The sequence below is a fragment of the Dyella amyloliquefaciens genome, from assembly GCF_004296575.1.
In the GTDB taxonomy this organism is placed as follows: Bacteria; Pseudomonadota; Gammaproteobacteria; order Xanthomonadales; family Rhodanobacteraceae; genus Dyella; species Dyella amyloliquefaciens.
Genome location: NZ_SAYT01000004.1, coordinates 85,335 through 100,707 on the forward strand (window position 1 = coordinate 85,335; position 15,373 = coordinate 100,707).

Here is a 15,373-nt window from a genome sequence, read left to right on the forward strand (position 1 = left end):
TATCGCGACAACCTATTACCGAGGAAACTGGATCCCGGCCTGCGCCGGGATGACGGCGAAGAGGCGGGCAAGACTCAACGACAGGGCCGCGCGAGTACAGATAAGTGACCACCAAGACCTTTTCTCCGCGCTCCCATCACGGGGCCATCCGTGCCTTGTCGTTTGCCCTCCTGCTCACCCTTGGCCATAACGCAGCGGCACAAACCTCCGACCAGACCCGCTGGCAGGCGGAAGCCAAGGCCGTCACGGTCGCCCGCGACGATTGGGGCATCGCCCACGTGCACGGCAAGACCGATGCCGACGCGGTATTCGGCATGGCCTATACCCAGGCCGAGGACGACTTCAATCGCGTCGAGACGAACTATCTCAACTCGCTCGGCTGGCTGGCGCAGGCGGAAGGCGAGAAAGCGATCTGGTCGGACCTTCGGCAGCAGCTGTGGATCGATTCCGCCGAACTGAAGCGTCTCTACGCCAAGAGCCCCGCCTGGCTGCAGTCGTTGATGAACGCCTGGGCCGACGGTCTCAACTACTATCTCGCCACCCACCCCGACGTGCATCCGCGCGTGATCACGCACTTCGAGCCGTGGATGGCGCTGAGCTTCAGCGAAGGCAGCATCGGCGGCGATATCGAGCGCGTCTCGCTGAAGGACCTGCAGGCGTTCTACGGCAAGACCGACGACAAGGTGGCCTTCGTCGATACGCCCTCGAGCTGGGCCGAGCCCACCGGTTCCAACGGTATTGCCATCGCGCCCAAGCTCACCGCGGACGGCCATGCGCTGCTGCTGATCAATCCGCACACCTCGTTCTTCTTCCGTTCCGAATTGCAGATGAGCAGCGACGCCGGCCTCGATGCGTACGGCGCGGTGACCTGGGGCCAGTTCTTCATCTACCAGGGCTTCAACAAGCACATCGGCTGGATGCACACCTCGACCACCGCCGACGTGGTGGACGAGTTCGCCGAGACGATCTCGCGCGAAGGCGGCAAGCTGAGCTACCGCTACGGCAAGGAACAGCGCCCGGTCACTACGCGCGAGATCCGCGTGGCCTACCGCAAGTCGGACGGCTCGATGGGCGAGCGCGCGTTCACCACCTATGCCACGCACCACGGTCCGGTGGTGCGCGAGAAGGACGGCAAGTGGATCGCCACCGCGTTGATGAACAAGCCGATGGAAGCGCTGGAGCAAAGCTGGCTGCGCACCAAGGCCAATGACTTCGGCAGCTTCATGAAGATCGCCGAGCTCAAGGCCAACTCGTCCAACAACACCATCTTCGCGGACGACAAGGGCAACATCGCGTACCTGCATCCGCAGTTCATTCCCAAGCGCGAAGACCGCTTCGATTACACCAAGCCCGTGGATGGCAGCGATCCCGCCACTGACTGGCAGGGCCTGTTACCGCTCGACAGCGCGCCGCACCTGCTCAATCCGGCCAACGGCTGGATCATGAACACCAACAACTGGCCGTATTCCGCTGCAGCCGCCTACAGTCCCAAGCGCGAGAACTATCCGCACTACATGGACAGCGTCGGCGAGAACCCGCGCGGCATCCACGCCACCATGGTGCTGAGCGACAAGCACGACTTCACCAAGGCGTCGCTGATCACCTCGGCCTTCGATTCCTATCTGCCGGCGTTTGCGCGACAGTTGCCGATCCTGGTGGCCGATTACGACAAGCTGCCCGCAACCGATCCGCTGAAGAAGAAGCTGGCAGGCCCCATCGCGCTGCTGCGAGGCTGGGACTATCGCTGGGGCATCGCTTCGATGCCGACCTCGCTGGCGGTGTTCTGGGGCGACACGCTGTGGGACAAGGTGGACAAGTCCGACGTGTCCGAAGGCCTTTCCGTCTACGACATCATGGCCGAGCGGGCAGGACCGAAAGCGCGCCTCGAGGCGCTGGCGGAAGCCGCCGATCGCCTCGAGAAGGACTTCGGCAGCTGGGGCGTGCCGTGGGGCGAGGTCAATCGCTACCAGCGCGTCAATGGCGATATCCAACAGCCCTTCGATGACAGCAAGCCGAGCATCCCAGTGCCGTTCACTTCATCGCGCTGGGGTTCGCTGGCGTCTTTCGGCGCCCATCGCTGGCCCGGTACGCGTCGCTACTACGGCACCAGCGGCAACAGCTTCGTCGCCGTGGTCGAGTTCGGCGACAAGGTGAGCGCCCGCGCGATCACCGCGGGTGGCGAGAGCGGCCATCCCGACTCGCCGCATTTCAACGACGAAGCAGAGCGCTACACCACGGGCAACCTGCGCAAGGTGTACTTCTGGCCGGAAGACCTGCAGGGTCACGTCGAGCGTACCTATCACCCGGGTTCGTGATGACATGCGGGCGGCCGGGGATGGCTGCTTGAACGATGGCCACACGGTAAGACGTTCGACTGCGCCCCGCGCGCGAATCACGCCCCGCGAACGACTCGCCGCACCCCGGGCACGATCCGCCGCATAACGCTGGCTCCCTGGATTCGCCATGGGCGTAATGGCGCCCATCGCCATCCACAAAGGGAGTTGCACCGTGAAGCCAGTCTGGTCCGCCTTGGGACTCATCTCGCTGTTCGTCATGCCGTTGCATGCCGCGGAAAACGGGGTCGGCACGCATGCCACCGACAATGCCCAGATCCTGCAGTTGGTCGAGCGCTTCAAGGGCGCCATCCGCGCCAAGGATGGGGAGACCATGCACAGCCTGTTCTTGCCTGGCGGTTCGTGGTTGCAGGGCCTCGACAAGACATCGCTGGCGACTGTACGTACCAGGGAGCCCAATGCAAGGCAGTTCATCCCGGGCAATTACGAACAATTTGCCAAGTTCGTCGGTTCATCGCCCAAGCCGATCGAGGAAACCTTCGACAACGTCCGCATCCAGACTGATGGCGTGGTCGGCACGGTGTATTTCGACTACCGCTTCCTCGCCGATGGCAAGGTCACCAATCACGGCGTGGAAACCTGGCAGCTGGTGAACACCGACGACGGCTGGAAGATCAGCGCGATGCTGTTCTCCGTCGTGCTTGATGACAAGCACTGACGATCGCTATACGGTGCGACGTGCGTCCGCCAGCGGGAGCGACGCTCCACGAGTATCAGGATGATGCGCACTTCATTCACCGGGCTGCCACTGAGGGTTTCATTGCTGGCGGCCCTTCCCATCGCTCTGTGCATGGGCGTCATGGCGCTGCCCGAACTCGGGCACGCCTACGCGAGCGCGTTTCGCGCCTTCTACGCGGCAACCTTCCTGGCGTGGGTGGTTCCGCTTTGCCTGGTGCAGCGTCGCATGTGGCAACGCGGTACGCCGGCTCGCATCGCCGTGCCGGCGTTGCTGCTGGCGACCTATGTGCCCTCGGTGATCAACAACGCGATGGCACAGGCGGCCGCAGTGCACTGGAAACTGGTGCCCGCCTTCCAGCTTCGTCGTGCCTTCGCCGGGCTGGATGGCTGCTGGCTCGCCCTCATCGCCTACTGCGCCATCCATGCGCTGCTGCTCCACTACAACGCCCTGCAGCATTCGCGCCAGCGCGAGGCCGAGGCCGTGGCACTCGCGCGCGAGGCGGAGCTGCGGGCGCTTCAGTACCAGCTGCACCCGCACTTTCTGTTCAACACGCTCAACAGCATCTCGGCCCTGGTGGCCGGTGGGCGCGGCAGTGATGCCAATCGCATGATCGCCCGCCTGGGCGACCTGCTGCGGGCCACGCTGGAGCGCAGCGAGCAGCGGGAGGTGTCGCTGGCCGAGGAGCTCTCGCTCACCGAGCACTATCTGGATATCGAGAAGGCCCGGCTTGGCGCGCGCCTGCAGGTCGCTCTGCACGTAGGTCCTGGGCTGCTGCAGGCGCAGGTGCCGCCGCTGCTGCTGCAGCCCCTGGTGGAGAACGCCATCCGCCACGGCATCGCACTTCGCACAGAGGGCGGTGCGATGCGCCTAGGCATCGAGGGTGAGCAGCATCTGCTCCGCATCGAGCTGCACAACGAGGGTGTCCCGGCGACGTCGGATGAGCGTGCGCAGCGATCGACGGCCATTGGCCTGGCGAATATGCGCCAGCGCCTGGAGACGCTCTATCCCGGCCAGCACAGCGTGGACTTCCAGATGGACCCGCACGGTGCGTGCACGGTACGACTGATGTTGCCCTTGCGTCTTGCCGCGCCGGCGGAGCAGCGCGAGGCATGCAGCGCATGATGCGCGTGATGGTGGTGGACGACGAACCGCTGGCCCGTGAAGGCGTGCGCGCCCGGCTGGCCTGGCACAACGATCTCTGTTGGATAGGCGAGGCGGGTGATGGCGAAGCCGCCGTGAAAGTGATGCAGCGCCTGAAGCCGGACCTGGTGTTCATGGACGTGCAGATGCCAGGCATCAGCGGCATCGACGCCTTGCGCAGCATCGAGTCGGAACAGCGCCCGCTTGCGATTCTCCTGACCGCCTATGACCAGTTCGCCGTATCAGCGTTCGAGTTGCCTGCGCTGGACTATCTGCTCAAGCCCATCGACGACCAACGTTTTCGGGAGTCGCTGGATCGCGCACGCGCCGCCATGCGGCTCCGTGCTGGCAACGACACCGCGCCATCCCTGGCCTGGGCAGAGCGCTTCTCCATCCGCGTGGGGCAACGCGTGGTCGTCGTCGATGCCAATGACGTGGACTGGATCGAGGCCCACGACGACTACGCCGGCCTGCATGTCGGCCCGCAGCTGTATCTGCTGCGCGAGCCGTTGCACCAGCTCAGCCTGCGGCTCGATCCACGCCGGTTCATACGGGTGCACCGCTCCGCCATCGTCTGCATCGATCGCGTCGCGGAACTGGAGTCGCTCTCCAATCGCGACTGCCTGCTGCGCCTGAAAGACGGCACACCGTTGCGCGCCAGCCGTACCTATGTCGATTCGCTGCGCGCCGCCCTGGCGGCGCGATGAACTCAACCCCTCATTGTCATCAAGCCATGCGCCTTCCCGGTCTCGACGTACTTCGCGCCATCGCCATCCTCTGGGTGATGCTGTTCCATTCCTATCTCGTCGGCGGCGTGGGCGACCACTTCGGCGGTGCCGAGCAGTACGGCTGGATGGGCGTGGATCTGTTCTTCGTATTGAGCGGCTTTCTCATCGGCACCCAGGTGATGCGACCCCTGGCGGCGGGTAGATCGCTGGATCTATACGGGTTCTATCGGCGGCGAACCTTCCGCATCCTGCCCGCGTTCTTCGTCGTGCTGGGGGTGTATGCGCTGTGGCCCGCGTGGCGCGAAACACCCGGCATGCAGCCCTTGTGGCAGTTCCCCACGTTCACCTTCAACCTGCTGTACGACGACAGCAGCCACTACGCCTTCTCGCATGTGTGGTCGCTATGCGTCGAAGAGCACTTTTACCTGCTGTTTCCGTTCGCGGCCCTGCTGATGTGGCGCAAGCCATCGGCTGGGCGCTTCATCACGCTGTGCGCGGTCATCGCGCTGGGTGGCATGGCGTTGCGCGCTGCACTGTGGCTGCATTACTACCAGCCCGCAAAGCTGGCGACGGACGGCACGTCCGGCCTGATGTTCCTTCGATACATCTACTACCCCACCTACTCGCGCCTGGATGGCCTGCTGGCGGGCGTGGCGTTGGCTGCCTGCAGCGTGTTCCGACCCGCCTGGATGGCCCGCGTGCATCGCCATGGCCATCTCGTGCTGCTGCTCGGTCTCGCTTTGCTGGGAGCCTCCATCGCGCTGTTCACGCAGCGCGTAGGCTTTGCAGCCACGGTCGTCGGCTACCCGCTGCTGTCGCTCGCGCTGATGGCCATCGTGGCTGCCGCCAGTGGTGGCAGGTCCTGGCTCGCCCGCTTTCGCATCCCGGGCGCAGGCTGGCTGGCGGCCATCTCGTACAGCCTGTACCTGAGCCACAAGGGCGTCTTTCACCTGGTGGACTCGGCGTGGGGCGATCGCCTCGAGCAGCATGGCCTGCTGTTGTTCGCCATCTATGCAGTGGCGACGCTGGTCGGTGGTGCCTTGCTGCACTACCTGGTGGAGCGGCCATGTCTTCGCTGGCGCGATGCAGGTGTCAGGCGTCCTGCGCCCGTGGCGATCGCGGAGCAGGCCTCGGGTTGATCATGCGCACCATGCACGTGTACGCCACGATTCGTCACAGGGGGCAAAGCAGCGGTATCGATACGCGCACGCGCAGCCCACGTCCCAGCGGCGAATCCAGCAGTTCGATGGAAGCACGATGCAGGCTCGCCGCGCGCGCCACGATCGAGAGTCCCAGGCCATAACCTTCGCCGCGGCTACCGGCTTCGCGATGGAACCGGGCAAACACCGCATGCCGCCGTTCGACCGGGATGCCCGGGCCGTCGTCGATCACTTCCAGCGTCGCTTCCTGGCGGTTCTGCGTGATGGCGAGCTGGATGCGTCCGCCACGCGGCACGTAGCGCAGCGAGTTCTCCAGCAGGTTGCGCAGCAGTGCGACGAGGGCGGGTTCATAGCCTTGTACCAGCACGGCGTCGCTACGCTCGGAGAAGGCCAGCTCCACGCCGCGGTCCCGGATCACCGGCGTGAATTCGTCGACCACGTAGTCGGCGACATGCACGAGGTCGACCAGAGCGGGCGCATTCGCCGCCGCGCCCACTTCGATCCTGGCCAGGGCCAGCAACTGCTCGATGCGATGCGCGAGCGAAGCCGCACTGCCGTGCGCGCCAATGACACTGTCCTGGATCTCCTCCAGCACGACGGTTTCCAGCGCGCTTTCGAGGTTGAGCATGATGGATGCGAGCGGGGTGCGAAGCTCATGGGCCACATCCGCGCTGAAGCGGCGCTCACGCTCCAGGGCATCTTCCTGGCGCGCCAGCTGCTCGTTGAGCGCCGCGAGCACCGGTCGTAGCTCCATCGGCGCGTGGGGCAGCACGATGCGTTCGCGACTGCCCGGTTCACGCAGCGACAGCGCGCTCGTCAACGTGGCGAGTGGCCGTAGTCCACGCGCGACGGCCCAGCCGACCAGCAGCGCGAGCACCGGCAGGCCCAGCAGGAACGGCAGCCCGTGCTCGAGCCACAGCGCATGCACGATCTCCTCGCGACTGTCATAGCGGTCGGCCACGCGTATCACGTACTGGCTGGCGGGATCGACGTAGTTGAAAGTGCGCCACACGTGGTGCTGCTTCTTCAGGTCGTGATAAGCCGAGCCATCGTCGGGCGTGGCGGGCAGCGTCATCAGGTTGGTCGTACCAAGCACCAGATGGCCCTGCCGGTCGAACACCTGGAAGCCCACCACGGATTCGTTGGTGGCCACTTCACCGGCGGCGCGCAACTCGCTGCGCTTGCGCACGGGCACCAGGATGTCCTCGCGTCCCGCGAAGGTTTCGATGCCGGCATGCTGGATGATCGTCGCGATGGTGTGGGCCGCCTCGGCGAGTCGTGCGTCGGAGAGCTGCGCCATCTCGGCGCTGGTGCGGCGGAAGCTGAACGCAGCCAATGGCAGCAGGAACAGCAGCAGCATGGCGATGATCATCCAGCGCAGCCTGCCGCGCAGGCTGTCGGGCTTCATCGCGTTTCCCGTGGAATCATGTAGCCGAACGCGCGCACGTTCTGGATGGTGTCGAAGCTGAGCTTGCGCCGAAGCGAATGCACGAGCACGTCGAGCGCACCATCGGTGACCACTTTCTCGCTGCCGTACAGCGAGCTTTCCAACGTGTCGCGACGAACCAGTCGCCCGGTGCGCTCCATCAAGGTCTGCAGCAGTGTGAATTCTTTGCGGGTGAGGTCCACCTTCTTGCCATGGAAGGTGACTTCCAGCGTGGCCAGGTCGAGGCACAGCGCGCCCGCTTCGATGCGGTTATCCGCCAGTCCCTGCATGCGCCGCGTCAGCGAGCGTATACGTGCCGCGAGCTCGTCGAGGTGGAAGGGCTTGGTGAGGTAATCGTCCGCACCGGCATCGAGGCCGTGGATGCGCGCCTGCACGGCGTCACGGGCGGTAAGGATCAGCACCGGTGTGCGGATGTGGTTCTGCCGTGCCTCGATCAGTACGTCGAGGCCATCCTTGCCCGGCAGGCCAAGGTCGAGCAGCACGAGGTCGGCCGTCTTCTCCTGCATGGCGTCCACCGCGCTGGCGCCATCGGTGAGCCAGGTCACCGTGTACGAGAGGCGATCCAACGCGCGCTGGATCGCCGCGCCCAGCTGCAGGTCGTCTTCCACCAGGATGATGTGCACTGTGTTCCCCTCGAAAGCGAAGCGGGCGCCACATGCGCCCGCCGCCATCCATCGATTGTCTTGCCGTTTTGTTACGGTCTGGGGTAAGAGCCTGTTCAACACCCATGCGGAGGCATTGAACAGGCTCTAAGTGCTCATCCCTGAGCGGGATTCCTCCTGATCGTCAGCGTGCGACCAGTCCGGCCGCCTGCAATTCAGCGCGGGCTTCCGCAAGATCATGCTGCAGGGTGGGGGAAGCCAGCATGCCGCTTGCCAGCGACTGGCCGAATTGGCGCCCCGCATAGATGTCCTGCAAGGTGTGCACGCCCTTCACCACGCGGCGCCAGCCGATGTCGCGCGACTCCTGCATCAGGGCGTCGGCGTCCTGCGGAAACAGCTGCACCAGCAGGATCGCGTCCACCGTGGCACGGCTGGAGTGGCCGCTCGGGTAGCCGAAGCTCTTCTTCGACGCTTCCTCCGGATGCTGCGCGCAGGGCGAGGCCGGCGGGCAGGGACGGGGACGCTTCCAGTGGTTCTTGGAGAGATCCACGGCTTCCTTGGTCTCGTGCTCGGCTTCCTTGAACAGCTTTGCGACGTGGGGCAGCTTGTCCGCACGGAAGCCCGGGCCGATCACATCGGCGAAGTCGAACACATCGAACTTTTCTTCCTGCTGGGCGCGCGTGAAATCCGCCGCCGAGCGCGCAGCGAAGGCGCGATCGGTGGCAGCGTAGTCGGCCAGATCCTCCGCGCTGCCCGGCGCGCTGGGCGCGGGCAGCGCGGCCATGGCCTGATTCACCTGCGTGTTGCTGAGGTAGTTGTTGCCGGCGTGCGCGAACGCCGGTGCGGCGAGCAGCAGTGCAACGAGGGCGTGCTTCATCATCGTCTTCGTATCCCTTCGTTCAGAGCGCCAGCGACACGGAGGCGAACCAGCTGCGGCCCGGCAGCACGTAGTAGGAACCCACGTTGCCGCTCACCGAGTTGATCACCAGGTTGTGCGCGTCGAACAGGTTGTCCACCTGCAGGCGGATCTTGTAGCTCTTGATCACCGAACCGGTGAGGTTCTGGCCGTAACCCACGCTCATCGCCGCCTGCCAGTAGCCGCCGGTGCCGATGGTGGAAGTTACCGACGAGGCCACATCGGGGTTGAAGGTGGAGTTGTAGGCCTTCTGGCTGCCCGAGTACTTGTCGTACAGCGACGCGAAGAAGCCGCCCTGCTCGTACAGCACGCCGAGCGCGGCCGTGCGATCGGGTACGTTCGGCATGTCGAGGTTGGAGCCCTTGAAATAGGCATCCTGCAACGAGGCGTTGGCGAACACGCTGGTGCCGCTGCCGATGTAATAGGTCGCCTGCCCCTCGATGCCCTTGATGTACGCGCCGCGCGCCAGGTAGTACACGGCGTCGGTGGTGCCCGGAATCGTGGTGGAGAACTGGTAGTTCTTGTAGTTGATGAAGTACACATCGGCATCCGCATTGAAGCGGTCGGTCTTGTAGACCGTGCCGAACTGGTAGTTCATGGTCTGCGTCGGGCTGGTGTTGTTGGCCGTCGGGTCAGGCACGTAGAACTGGTTGAGGTTGGGCGTGAGGAAGCCCTGCGCCACCGTGGCATAGATGCTCCAGTCCTCGCGCAGCATGTAGTTGGCGGTGAGGTAGCCCAGCGTCTTGTCCCAGCTCTGGCTGTAGTAGAGCGGGGTCTTGGTGGTCTGGTTGATCGGCGCCTGGATGTCGCGCGTCACGTCGAAGTACTTCACGCCCGGGGTGATGCTGAGGCCGTCGGTGACGTACCACTGGTATTCGGCGTACAGCTGGCCGGTGTGCAGCTGGTCCTTCATCGTGTACTTGTACGGACCGCTGTACACGCCCTTGCTGTTGAACGTGCCGAAGGTGGACGCGCCCGGCTTCACGTCGATGGCGCCGTCGCGGCCGTAGTCGATGGCCACGCTGCTGCGGCTGTTGTTGGTGTATTCGTACCAGCCGCCCGTGCGGAACTGGCCGTGATCATCGGTGTACGTCACCTGCAGCGTGTCGCCCCACGCGCGGTAGTTGTTGATCTTCACGTAGCCGCCCATGTTGGTGGGCGAAGCCTTGGTGCCCACGTAGGGGCTCTCATGGCTGGTGTTGTCGTACGCGTAGGTATAGACCTTGTTGTCCAGCGCCCAGTTCTCCGACAGCGCGCTGCGCACGCCGAGGTATTCCAGGTCGGTCTGCTTGGTCTGGTAGTTGTAGCAGGCGCAGTTGACGCTGGTCGGGTCCTGGTTGAGGCCGAAGTTGCGGCCCAGCTGGTCGATCTGCTGCAGTGTCAGCGAGCTGAGGTTCGGGTTGTTGAAGCGGATGTAGTTGTAGTTGCTGAGGAAGGTGATCTCGGTGCTCTCGCCGATCGGCTGCACGTACTTGATGTAGCCGGTCTTGCGCGACATGTCGCCGTTGGTCTTGGCGGTGTCGGTGTCCATGTACTGCGCGCTGGCGATGAACTTGCCGCCGCCCAGGTCATCGAGCTTGCCCGAGTTCACTTCCAGGTGCGTCAGCGAGGTGCTGTAGCTGCCGAAGCTCTGCGTGGGGATGAACGAGAACGTGTCGGTCGGATCCTTCGAGCTCAACGCCACGGTACCGCCGAAGGTGGCCTGGCCGATGGTGCTGGCATTGCCCGGACCGCGGTCGATCAGCACCTGGCCGAGCATCTTCGCCGGGAAATAGCTGCTGGTGTGATGGCTGAAGTCGTTGGTATCGCCGAACGGGATGCCGTCGTAGGTGACGTTGTACTGGTTGTCGTTGAAGCCGCGCAGCGTCATCTGCTTGGACTCGCCCAGGCCCGGACCGGCGGTGCTCACGTTGGTCACAGCCGGCGAGATGGCGGCGATGGTGGCGTAGTCCGCGGTGGGCGCCACGTGGTTGCTGATCCAGTCCAGCCCGATGATGGACTGCGGCTGAGTGATGGTGAGATCGGCCTGGGTCGGCGCCTGCAGGATCGCGGAGCCGGTGGTGTTGGCCTTCACCTCCACCTCTTCCAGCTGCTTGGGCGCCTTGAGGGCGGCGCTCGCGTTGGCCGCCGCGGCATCGGCGTCAGTGTCGGTGGCATAAGCCGGCAGGCACAGGCACAGGCCGGCGAGCATCGCCAGGCCCATCGGCGTGCGCCACTGGCGGATACCACGGGAAATCGGGTGCAGGGCAGGGAGCGACGCAACAATGCGCCGGCTGGATGACGTGGACATGGTGGCCTGTGTAGTGGCTGGATTCAGCGCACTAGCGTGGTTTGGCCGTTTGACAGTTCTGTTGCACGCCGGTGATGCGCGCCGACCGATGGCTTAGCGTCGTCTTAGATGACCCCTGTAGAAGCGCACCCAGTGCGCGATAACCACCTCGCCACCGTGGTCACACCTGCGAGGGTGACGCCTGCCTTGCGGGCCGATCGCGCACTGCGTGCGCTCTTACAGGAGGAGGGTGAGGGGCACCCCTCACTTCACCGGCTCGGCCAGTGGCTTGCCCTTGTCGACGATCCAGGTCGATACCGCCGCGCCGCCGTCGCTACCCGGTGCCGCAATCAGGCTGTGTACGGCGCCGCGGGCATTGAAGAAATGATCGCCGGCCTTGAGCACCTGGTCCGGCTGGCCGCGGGTCTTCAGCACCAGGTTGCCCCTGAGCACGTAGCCCGATTCGTCGCCGTTGTGCGTGTGCCAGCCGATCACGCCGCCCGCGGGCAACTCGGCGGTGCCCAGCACGATCTCCTTGCCCGGCACCTCGCTCTGGTCGTGCCTGTCGAGCAGCGTGCGCTTGGGCTGTGCCGCGCCGGCGGCAGCGTCTTGTGCATGGATGGCCGTAGCGGGCAGCGCGCTGAGTACCAGCAGGGCGATCACGAACGCGTGGCTACGCATGGCGGCTGCCTCCAGGTGGAACTGGGCCGCGATGTTGCGCGCCGGCGTGTTACCTCCACGCGAAATCGAAAGGCCTGCCGGCCACGATGGCTTACCATGACGCATCCCCATCGATTCGTCAGGCCATGAACCACACATTGTCGCCCGTCCGCGTGGCACTGATCGGCTACGGCTATGCCGGCAAGACCTTCCACGCGCCACTGATCCGCAGTGTTCCCGGCATGGAACTGGCCACGGTGGTATCGCGCGACGCCGCCAAGGTGCACGCGGACCTCCCCGACGTCGCCGTGGTCGGCACGCCGCAGGAGGTCATGGCGGATCCCGCCATCCAGCTGGTGGTGATCGCCTCGCCCAACGACACGCACGCGCCGCTGGCCCGTGCGGCATTGCAGGCAGGCAAGCACGTGGTGGTGGACAAGCCTTTTGCGATCGACCTGTCGCAGGCGCGCGAACTGGCGGCACTCGCGGTGGAGCATGGCCGTGTCCTGTCGGTATTTCAGAACCGCCGCTGGGACAGCGATTTTCTTGGCGTGCGCAAGGCGATGACGGACGGCTTGCTGGGCGAGGTGCGGCACTTCGAATCGCATATCGATCGCTTCCGTCCCCAGGTGCGCGTGCGTTGGCGCGAACAGCAAGGTCCGGGTAGCGGCATCTGGTACGACCTGGGGCCACACCTGATCGACCAGGCGCTGTTGCTGTTCGGCGTGCCGGAGCGCGTGCTGGCGAGCCTGGCGGTGCTGCGCGATGGCGGCGAGGTCGACGACTGGGCGCACGTGGTGCTGGAGTACGGCGCGCGTCGCGTGATCCTGCACGCCAGCATGCTGGTGGCAGGCGGCAGCCCGCGCTTCACGTTGCACGGCACGCGCGCGAGCCTGGTGAAGCCGCAGGCAGATCGCCAGGAAGCGCAGCTGCTGGCCGGCGTGCTGCCCGGCAGTGCATCGTGGGGCGAAGATCCGGATGAGTTGCTGCTATACGACGCAAAGGGCGAAGTCTCGCGCCTGCCCGCGCCTGCGGGCGATCAATGCCGCTATTACGTCGCACTGCGCGACGCGGTGACGGGCTACGGTGGCAACCCGGTCACGCCCTTGCAGGCGGTGACGGTGATGGCGGTGCTCGAAGCGGCCATCGAATCGGCGGCCAGCGGCCGTGCCATCGCCCTCGCCTTGTCGAAGGAAGAACGCGCGGCGTGGGACGCCGGCGCCAGTGCACGGGATTCAACGTTATCGCGGGGTTGACGGCATGCCGTGTGGGACAGCAATGCGGCCATTTAGCCCCTCTCCCTCCGGGAGAGGGGTTGGGGAGAGGGTACGAGGCTCGCGCAACCGTCCACCCTGTGCGACGTCCGAACCCTCATCCGGCTGCCGCCACCTTCTCCCAGGGGGAGAAGGGTTCACACGTGGGCTGTCGGAGCATTTCCAAGATGCCGGTAACGATCGGGCTTCCGCAAGTTCACGCCCTCACCTCAAACCCTTGTTTCGCTGGGAGAGAGGTTTGATCCGCTCGTACGCCGCGCGAGTGCCGTGCGCCGGCATCGAACAAGCCGTTCGCCTCCGCCACCGTCAGCATCGATCCACCCATCGTGTCATAGCGACCCTTCGCGAGCGCTTCGGCGGCGATGTGCGCCAGGTGCGCCAGCACGCCCTGCATGGGGCCGCAGCCCAGACTGATGCGCCGCACACCCAGTCCGTGTAGCTCCGCCACCGTGGGCGCACCGGGATAACCCACGTAGATGTTCAACGGCACCGGCAACTGCTGCGCGAGGCGAGCTGTCTCCTGCGGATCGCTTAAGCCTGGCACGAAGATGCCATCGGCACCTGCGTCGACATACGCCATGGCGCGCCGTTGCGTTTCCTCGAAGCGTGCTTCCGCCGGGACATCCTCGGTGAGATAGGCATCGATGCGCGCATTGATGAACAAGGGAAGGCCGTGATGCTCCGCCACGGCGCGGGCACACACGATGCGTTCGACCAGCGTGTCCAAAGGTGCCAGCCGTCGCGTGCCGGGCAGCGTGCCATCTTCGATATTGATGCCCACCACGCCCAGCTGGATCAGGGCGCCCACCAGTCCGCCCGTGTCCTTCGCTTCGCGCCCAAAGCCGCGTTCGATGTCCACGCTGACCGGAACGGTCACGACCTGGCAGATCCGACGACAGGCGGCCAGCAACTCCTGAACCGGCAGGCGTTCGCCATCGGCATAACCCAGTGCCCATGCCATGCCCGCGCTGGTCGTGGCGACAGCCTGCGCGCCTGCGTTCTCGACGATGCGAGCGCTGCCCGCATCCCAGGCATTGGCCAGCACCAGCGGTTCGGCGGCGGCATGCAGCTGATGGAAACGTTCCGCCCGGATGTGCTGTTCACGATTCATGGTTCTGGTCTGCCTTGGCGCCCGCCGATCGGGCCAGCCAAGGAGACCATTCGCAACACTTTCACGCTGTCAGAATCTTTAGCCATCGACATCCGGCACAGGTCCGCGGCGCCCGGTCTTGCTAAGCTCCGGTGGACTTCGCCACGCGAATCGACGGCGCGCACGTCCCATGTCGAGCCTGACCGCCAAGGTACTGTTGTCGACGGAAACACTCACGTTGCGAAACGTGCAGTGTTCGGGCACATGTCGCCATCGCAGTGCCGAGGAGTGCGCGTCGAAGACGCAGCTGGTGTTCCCCTATCGCGGGTTGTACATGCGCCACGTGGGCAAGGACCAGTCGGTGGCCGATGCCAACCACGTGCTGTTCTTCAATGCGCAGGAGGGCTATCAGGTCAGCCATCCGCTGGATGGCGGCGATGCCTGCCTGTCGCTGGACTTGAACGAGACGCTGCTGGCCGAACTGGCGCCAAAGCCGTTGATGCAGGGAGGCGGTGACGTTGCATTCCGCGCACAGTCGCAGCGCATCGACGCCCGCGCGCAGGCGCTCGTGGCCTTGCTTCGCCACAGCCTCGAGAACGGCAGCATCGAGCCGTTGGAGGCGGAGGCGTTGCTGCTCACCCTGGTATGCCGCAGCCTCGGCCCACGCACCTCGCGCGAACCTGCCTCGACACACGCACGTCGCCGCCTGGCCGATCGGGTGAAGGTGCTACTGGCCAGCGACCTCTCGCGACGTTGGACGCTGGCGGATATAGGCAAGGAGATCGGCAGCTCGCCGGTCTACCTGACCCAGGTGTTCCGCCAGGTCGAAGGCATGCCGCTGTACCGCTACCAGTTGCAGCTTCGCCTGGCCCGTGCGCTCGACCTCGTCGCGAGCTACGACGATCTGTCGGCACTGGCCGCGGAGCTCGGCTTCTCCAGCCACAGTCATTTCGCCAACGCCTTCCGCCAGGCTTACGGACGCTCGCCCACCGAATTCCGTCGCTCGTCGCAGCCTTGAACGACTAAAGAATTCGACAGCATCCGGTGGCCCCCA

General features: G+C 65.1%; 13 protein-coding genes. 7 read left to right on the forward strand and 6 right to left on the reverse strand.

Going from position 1 to position 15,373, the window contains the following annotated elements; translation table 11 throughout:
• The first annotated feature begins 155 nt into the window (after nt 1–155).
• From EPB08_RS10745 to EPB08_RS10765, 5 genes are all read left to right on the forward strand, one after another.
• Nucleotides 156–2,315, forward strand: coding sequence for a penicillin acylase family protein (locus tag EPB08_RS10745; protein ID WP_425598254.1), 2,160 nt, complete (start codon nt 156–158; stop codon nt 2,313–2,315).
• A gap of 193 nt (nt 2,316–2,508) precedes the next feature.
• Nucleotides 2,509–3,012, forward strand: a complete 504-nt coding sequence (locus tag EPB08_RS10750) for a nuclear transport factor 2 family protein (protein WP_165418481.1) — start codon at nt 2,509–2,511, stop codon at nt 3,010–3,012.
• Nucleotides 3,013–3,072: 60 nt separating this feature from the next.
• Nucleotides 3,073–4,155 carry a sensor histidine kinase gene (locus EPB08_RS10755; protein ID WP_130619099.1) on the forward strand — a complete coding sequence of 361 codons (1,083 nt, stop codon included), beginning with the start codon at nt 3,073–3,075 and terminating at the stop codon, nt 4,153–4,155.
• Entirely contained in the window at nt 4,143–4,880 is a 738-nt protein-coding gene (locus tag EPB08_RS10760) for a LytR/AlgR family response regulator transcription factor (protein ID WP_130619100.1), read from the forward strand. The genes EPB08_RS10755 and EPB08_RS10760 overlap by 13 nt, the downstream gene beginning before the upstream one ends.
• A gap of 26 nt (nt 4,881–4,906) precedes the next feature.
• A complete protein-coding gene (locus EPB08_RS10765) occupies nt 4,907–6,040 on the forward strand; it encodes an acyltransferase family protein (protein ID WP_130619101.1) in 1,134 nt (377 codons plus the stop codon).
• Nucleotides 6,041–6,074: 34 nt separating this feature from the next.
• Here EPB08_RS10765 and EPB08_RS10770 read toward each other — a convergent pair whose 3' ends face one another.
• The 5 genes from EPB08_RS10770 to EPB08_RS10790 form a co-directional block, all read right to left on the reverse strand.
• Nucleotides 6,075–7,469, reverse strand: a complete 1,395-nt coding sequence (locus tag EPB08_RS10770) for a sensor histidine kinase (protein ID WP_130619102.1) — start codon at nt 7,467–7,469, stop codon at nt 6,075–6,077.
• A complete protein-coding gene (locus EPB08_RS10775) occupies nt 7,466–8,131 on the reverse strand; it encodes a response regulator (RefSeq protein WP_130619103.1) in 666 nt (221 codons plus the stop codon). The genes EPB08_RS10770 and EPB08_RS10775 overlap by 4 nt, the downstream gene beginning before the upstream one ends.
• Before the next feature lie 163 nt (nt 8,132–8,294).
• Nucleotides 8,295–8,990: a phosphatase PAP2 family protein gene (locus EPB08_RS10780; protein ID WP_130619104.1), complete on the reverse strand. Its 696-nt coding sequence runs from the start codon at nt 8,988–8,990 to the stop codon at nt 8,295–8,297.
• Nucleotides 8,991–9,009: 19 nt separating this feature from the next.
• Nucleotides 9,010–11,316 carry a TonB-dependent receptor gene (locus EPB08_RS10785; RefSeq protein ID WP_130619105.1) on the reverse strand — a complete coding sequence of 769 codons (2,307 nt, stop codon included), beginning with the start codon at nt 11,314–11,316 and terminating at the stop codon, nt 9,010–9,012.
• A gap of 243 nt (nt 11,317–11,559) precedes the next feature.
• Nucleotides 11,560–11,976: a cupin domain-containing protein gene (locus EPB08_RS10790; RefSeq protein ID WP_165418482.1), complete on the reverse strand. Its 417-nt coding sequence runs from the start codon at nt 11,974–11,976 to the stop codon at nt 11,560–11,562.
• Nucleotides 11,977–12,101: 125 nt separating this feature from the next.
• Here EPB08_RS10790 and EPB08_RS10795 point away from each other — a divergent pair, with 125 nt between their 5' ends.
• Nucleotides 12,102–13,211, forward strand: coding sequence for an oxidoreductase (locus EPB08_RS10795; RefSeq protein WP_130619107.1), 1,110 nt, complete (start codon nt 12,102–12,104; stop codon nt 13,209–13,211).
• Nucleotides 13,212–13,425: 214 nt separating this feature from the next.
• On the opposite strand, the gene EPB08_RS10800 is transcribed toward EPB08_RS10795, so the two are convergent.
• Nucleotides 13,426–14,340: an isocitrate lyase/PEP mutase family protein gene (locus tag EPB08_RS10800; protein ID WP_130619108.1), complete on the reverse strand. Its 915-nt coding sequence runs from the start codon at nt 14,338–14,340 to the stop codon at nt 13,426–13,428.
• Nucleotides 14,341–14,509: 169 nt separating this feature from the next.
• Between EPB08_RS10800 and EPB08_RS10805 the strand changes: the two genes are divergently transcribed.
• A complete protein-coding gene (locus tag EPB08_RS10805) occupies nt 14,510–15,337 on the forward strand; it encodes a helix-turn-helix transcriptional regulator (RefSeq protein ID WP_130619109.1) in 828 nt (275 codons plus the stop codon).
• Nucleotides 15,338–15,373 lie beyond the last annotated feature (36 nt).

Bases quoted from the DNA above. Each gene is read 5' to 3' on its own strand.
- EPB08_RS10800 (WP_130619108.1), bottom strand. From the start codon at position 14,340: ATGAATCGTGAACAGCACATCCGGGCGGAACGTTTCCATCAGCTGCAT.
- EPB08_RS10760 (WP_130619100.1), top strand. From the start codon at position 4,143: ATGCAGCGCATGATGCGCGTGATGGTGGTGGACGACGAACCGCTGGCC.
- EPB08_RS10765 (WP_130619101.1), top strand. From the start codon at position 4,907: ATGCGCCTTCCCGGTCTCGACGTACTTCGCGCCATCGCCATCCTCTGG.
- EPB08_RS10780 (WP_130619104.1), bottom strand. From the start codon at position 8,990: ATGATGAAGCACGCCCTCGTTGCACTGCTGCTCGCCGCACCGGCGTTC.
- EPB08_RS10785 (WP_130619105.1), bottom strand. From the start codon at position 11,316: ATGTCCACGTCATCCAGCCGGCGCATTGTTGCGTCGCTCCCTGCCCTG.
- EPB08_RS10790 (WP_165418482.1), bottom strand. From the start codon at position 11,976: ATGCGTAGCCACGCGTTCGTGATCGCCCTGCTGGTACTCAGCGCGCTG.
- EPB08_RS10770 (WP_130619102.1), bottom strand. From the start codon at position 7,469: ATGAAGCCCGACAGCCTGCGCGGCAGGCTGCGCTGGATGATCATCGCC.
- EPB08_RS10805 (WP_130619109.1), top strand. From the start codon at position 14,510: ATGTCGAGCCTGACCGCCAAGGTACTGTTGTCGACGGAAACACTCACG.
- EPB08_RS10755 (WP_130619099.1), top strand. From the start codon at position 3,073: ATGATGCGCACTTCATTCACCGGGCTGCCACTGAGGGTTTCATTGCTG.
- EPB08_RS10795 (WP_130619107.1), top strand. From the start codon at position 12,102: ATGAACCACACATTGTCGCCCGTCCGCGTGGCACTGATCGGCTACGGC.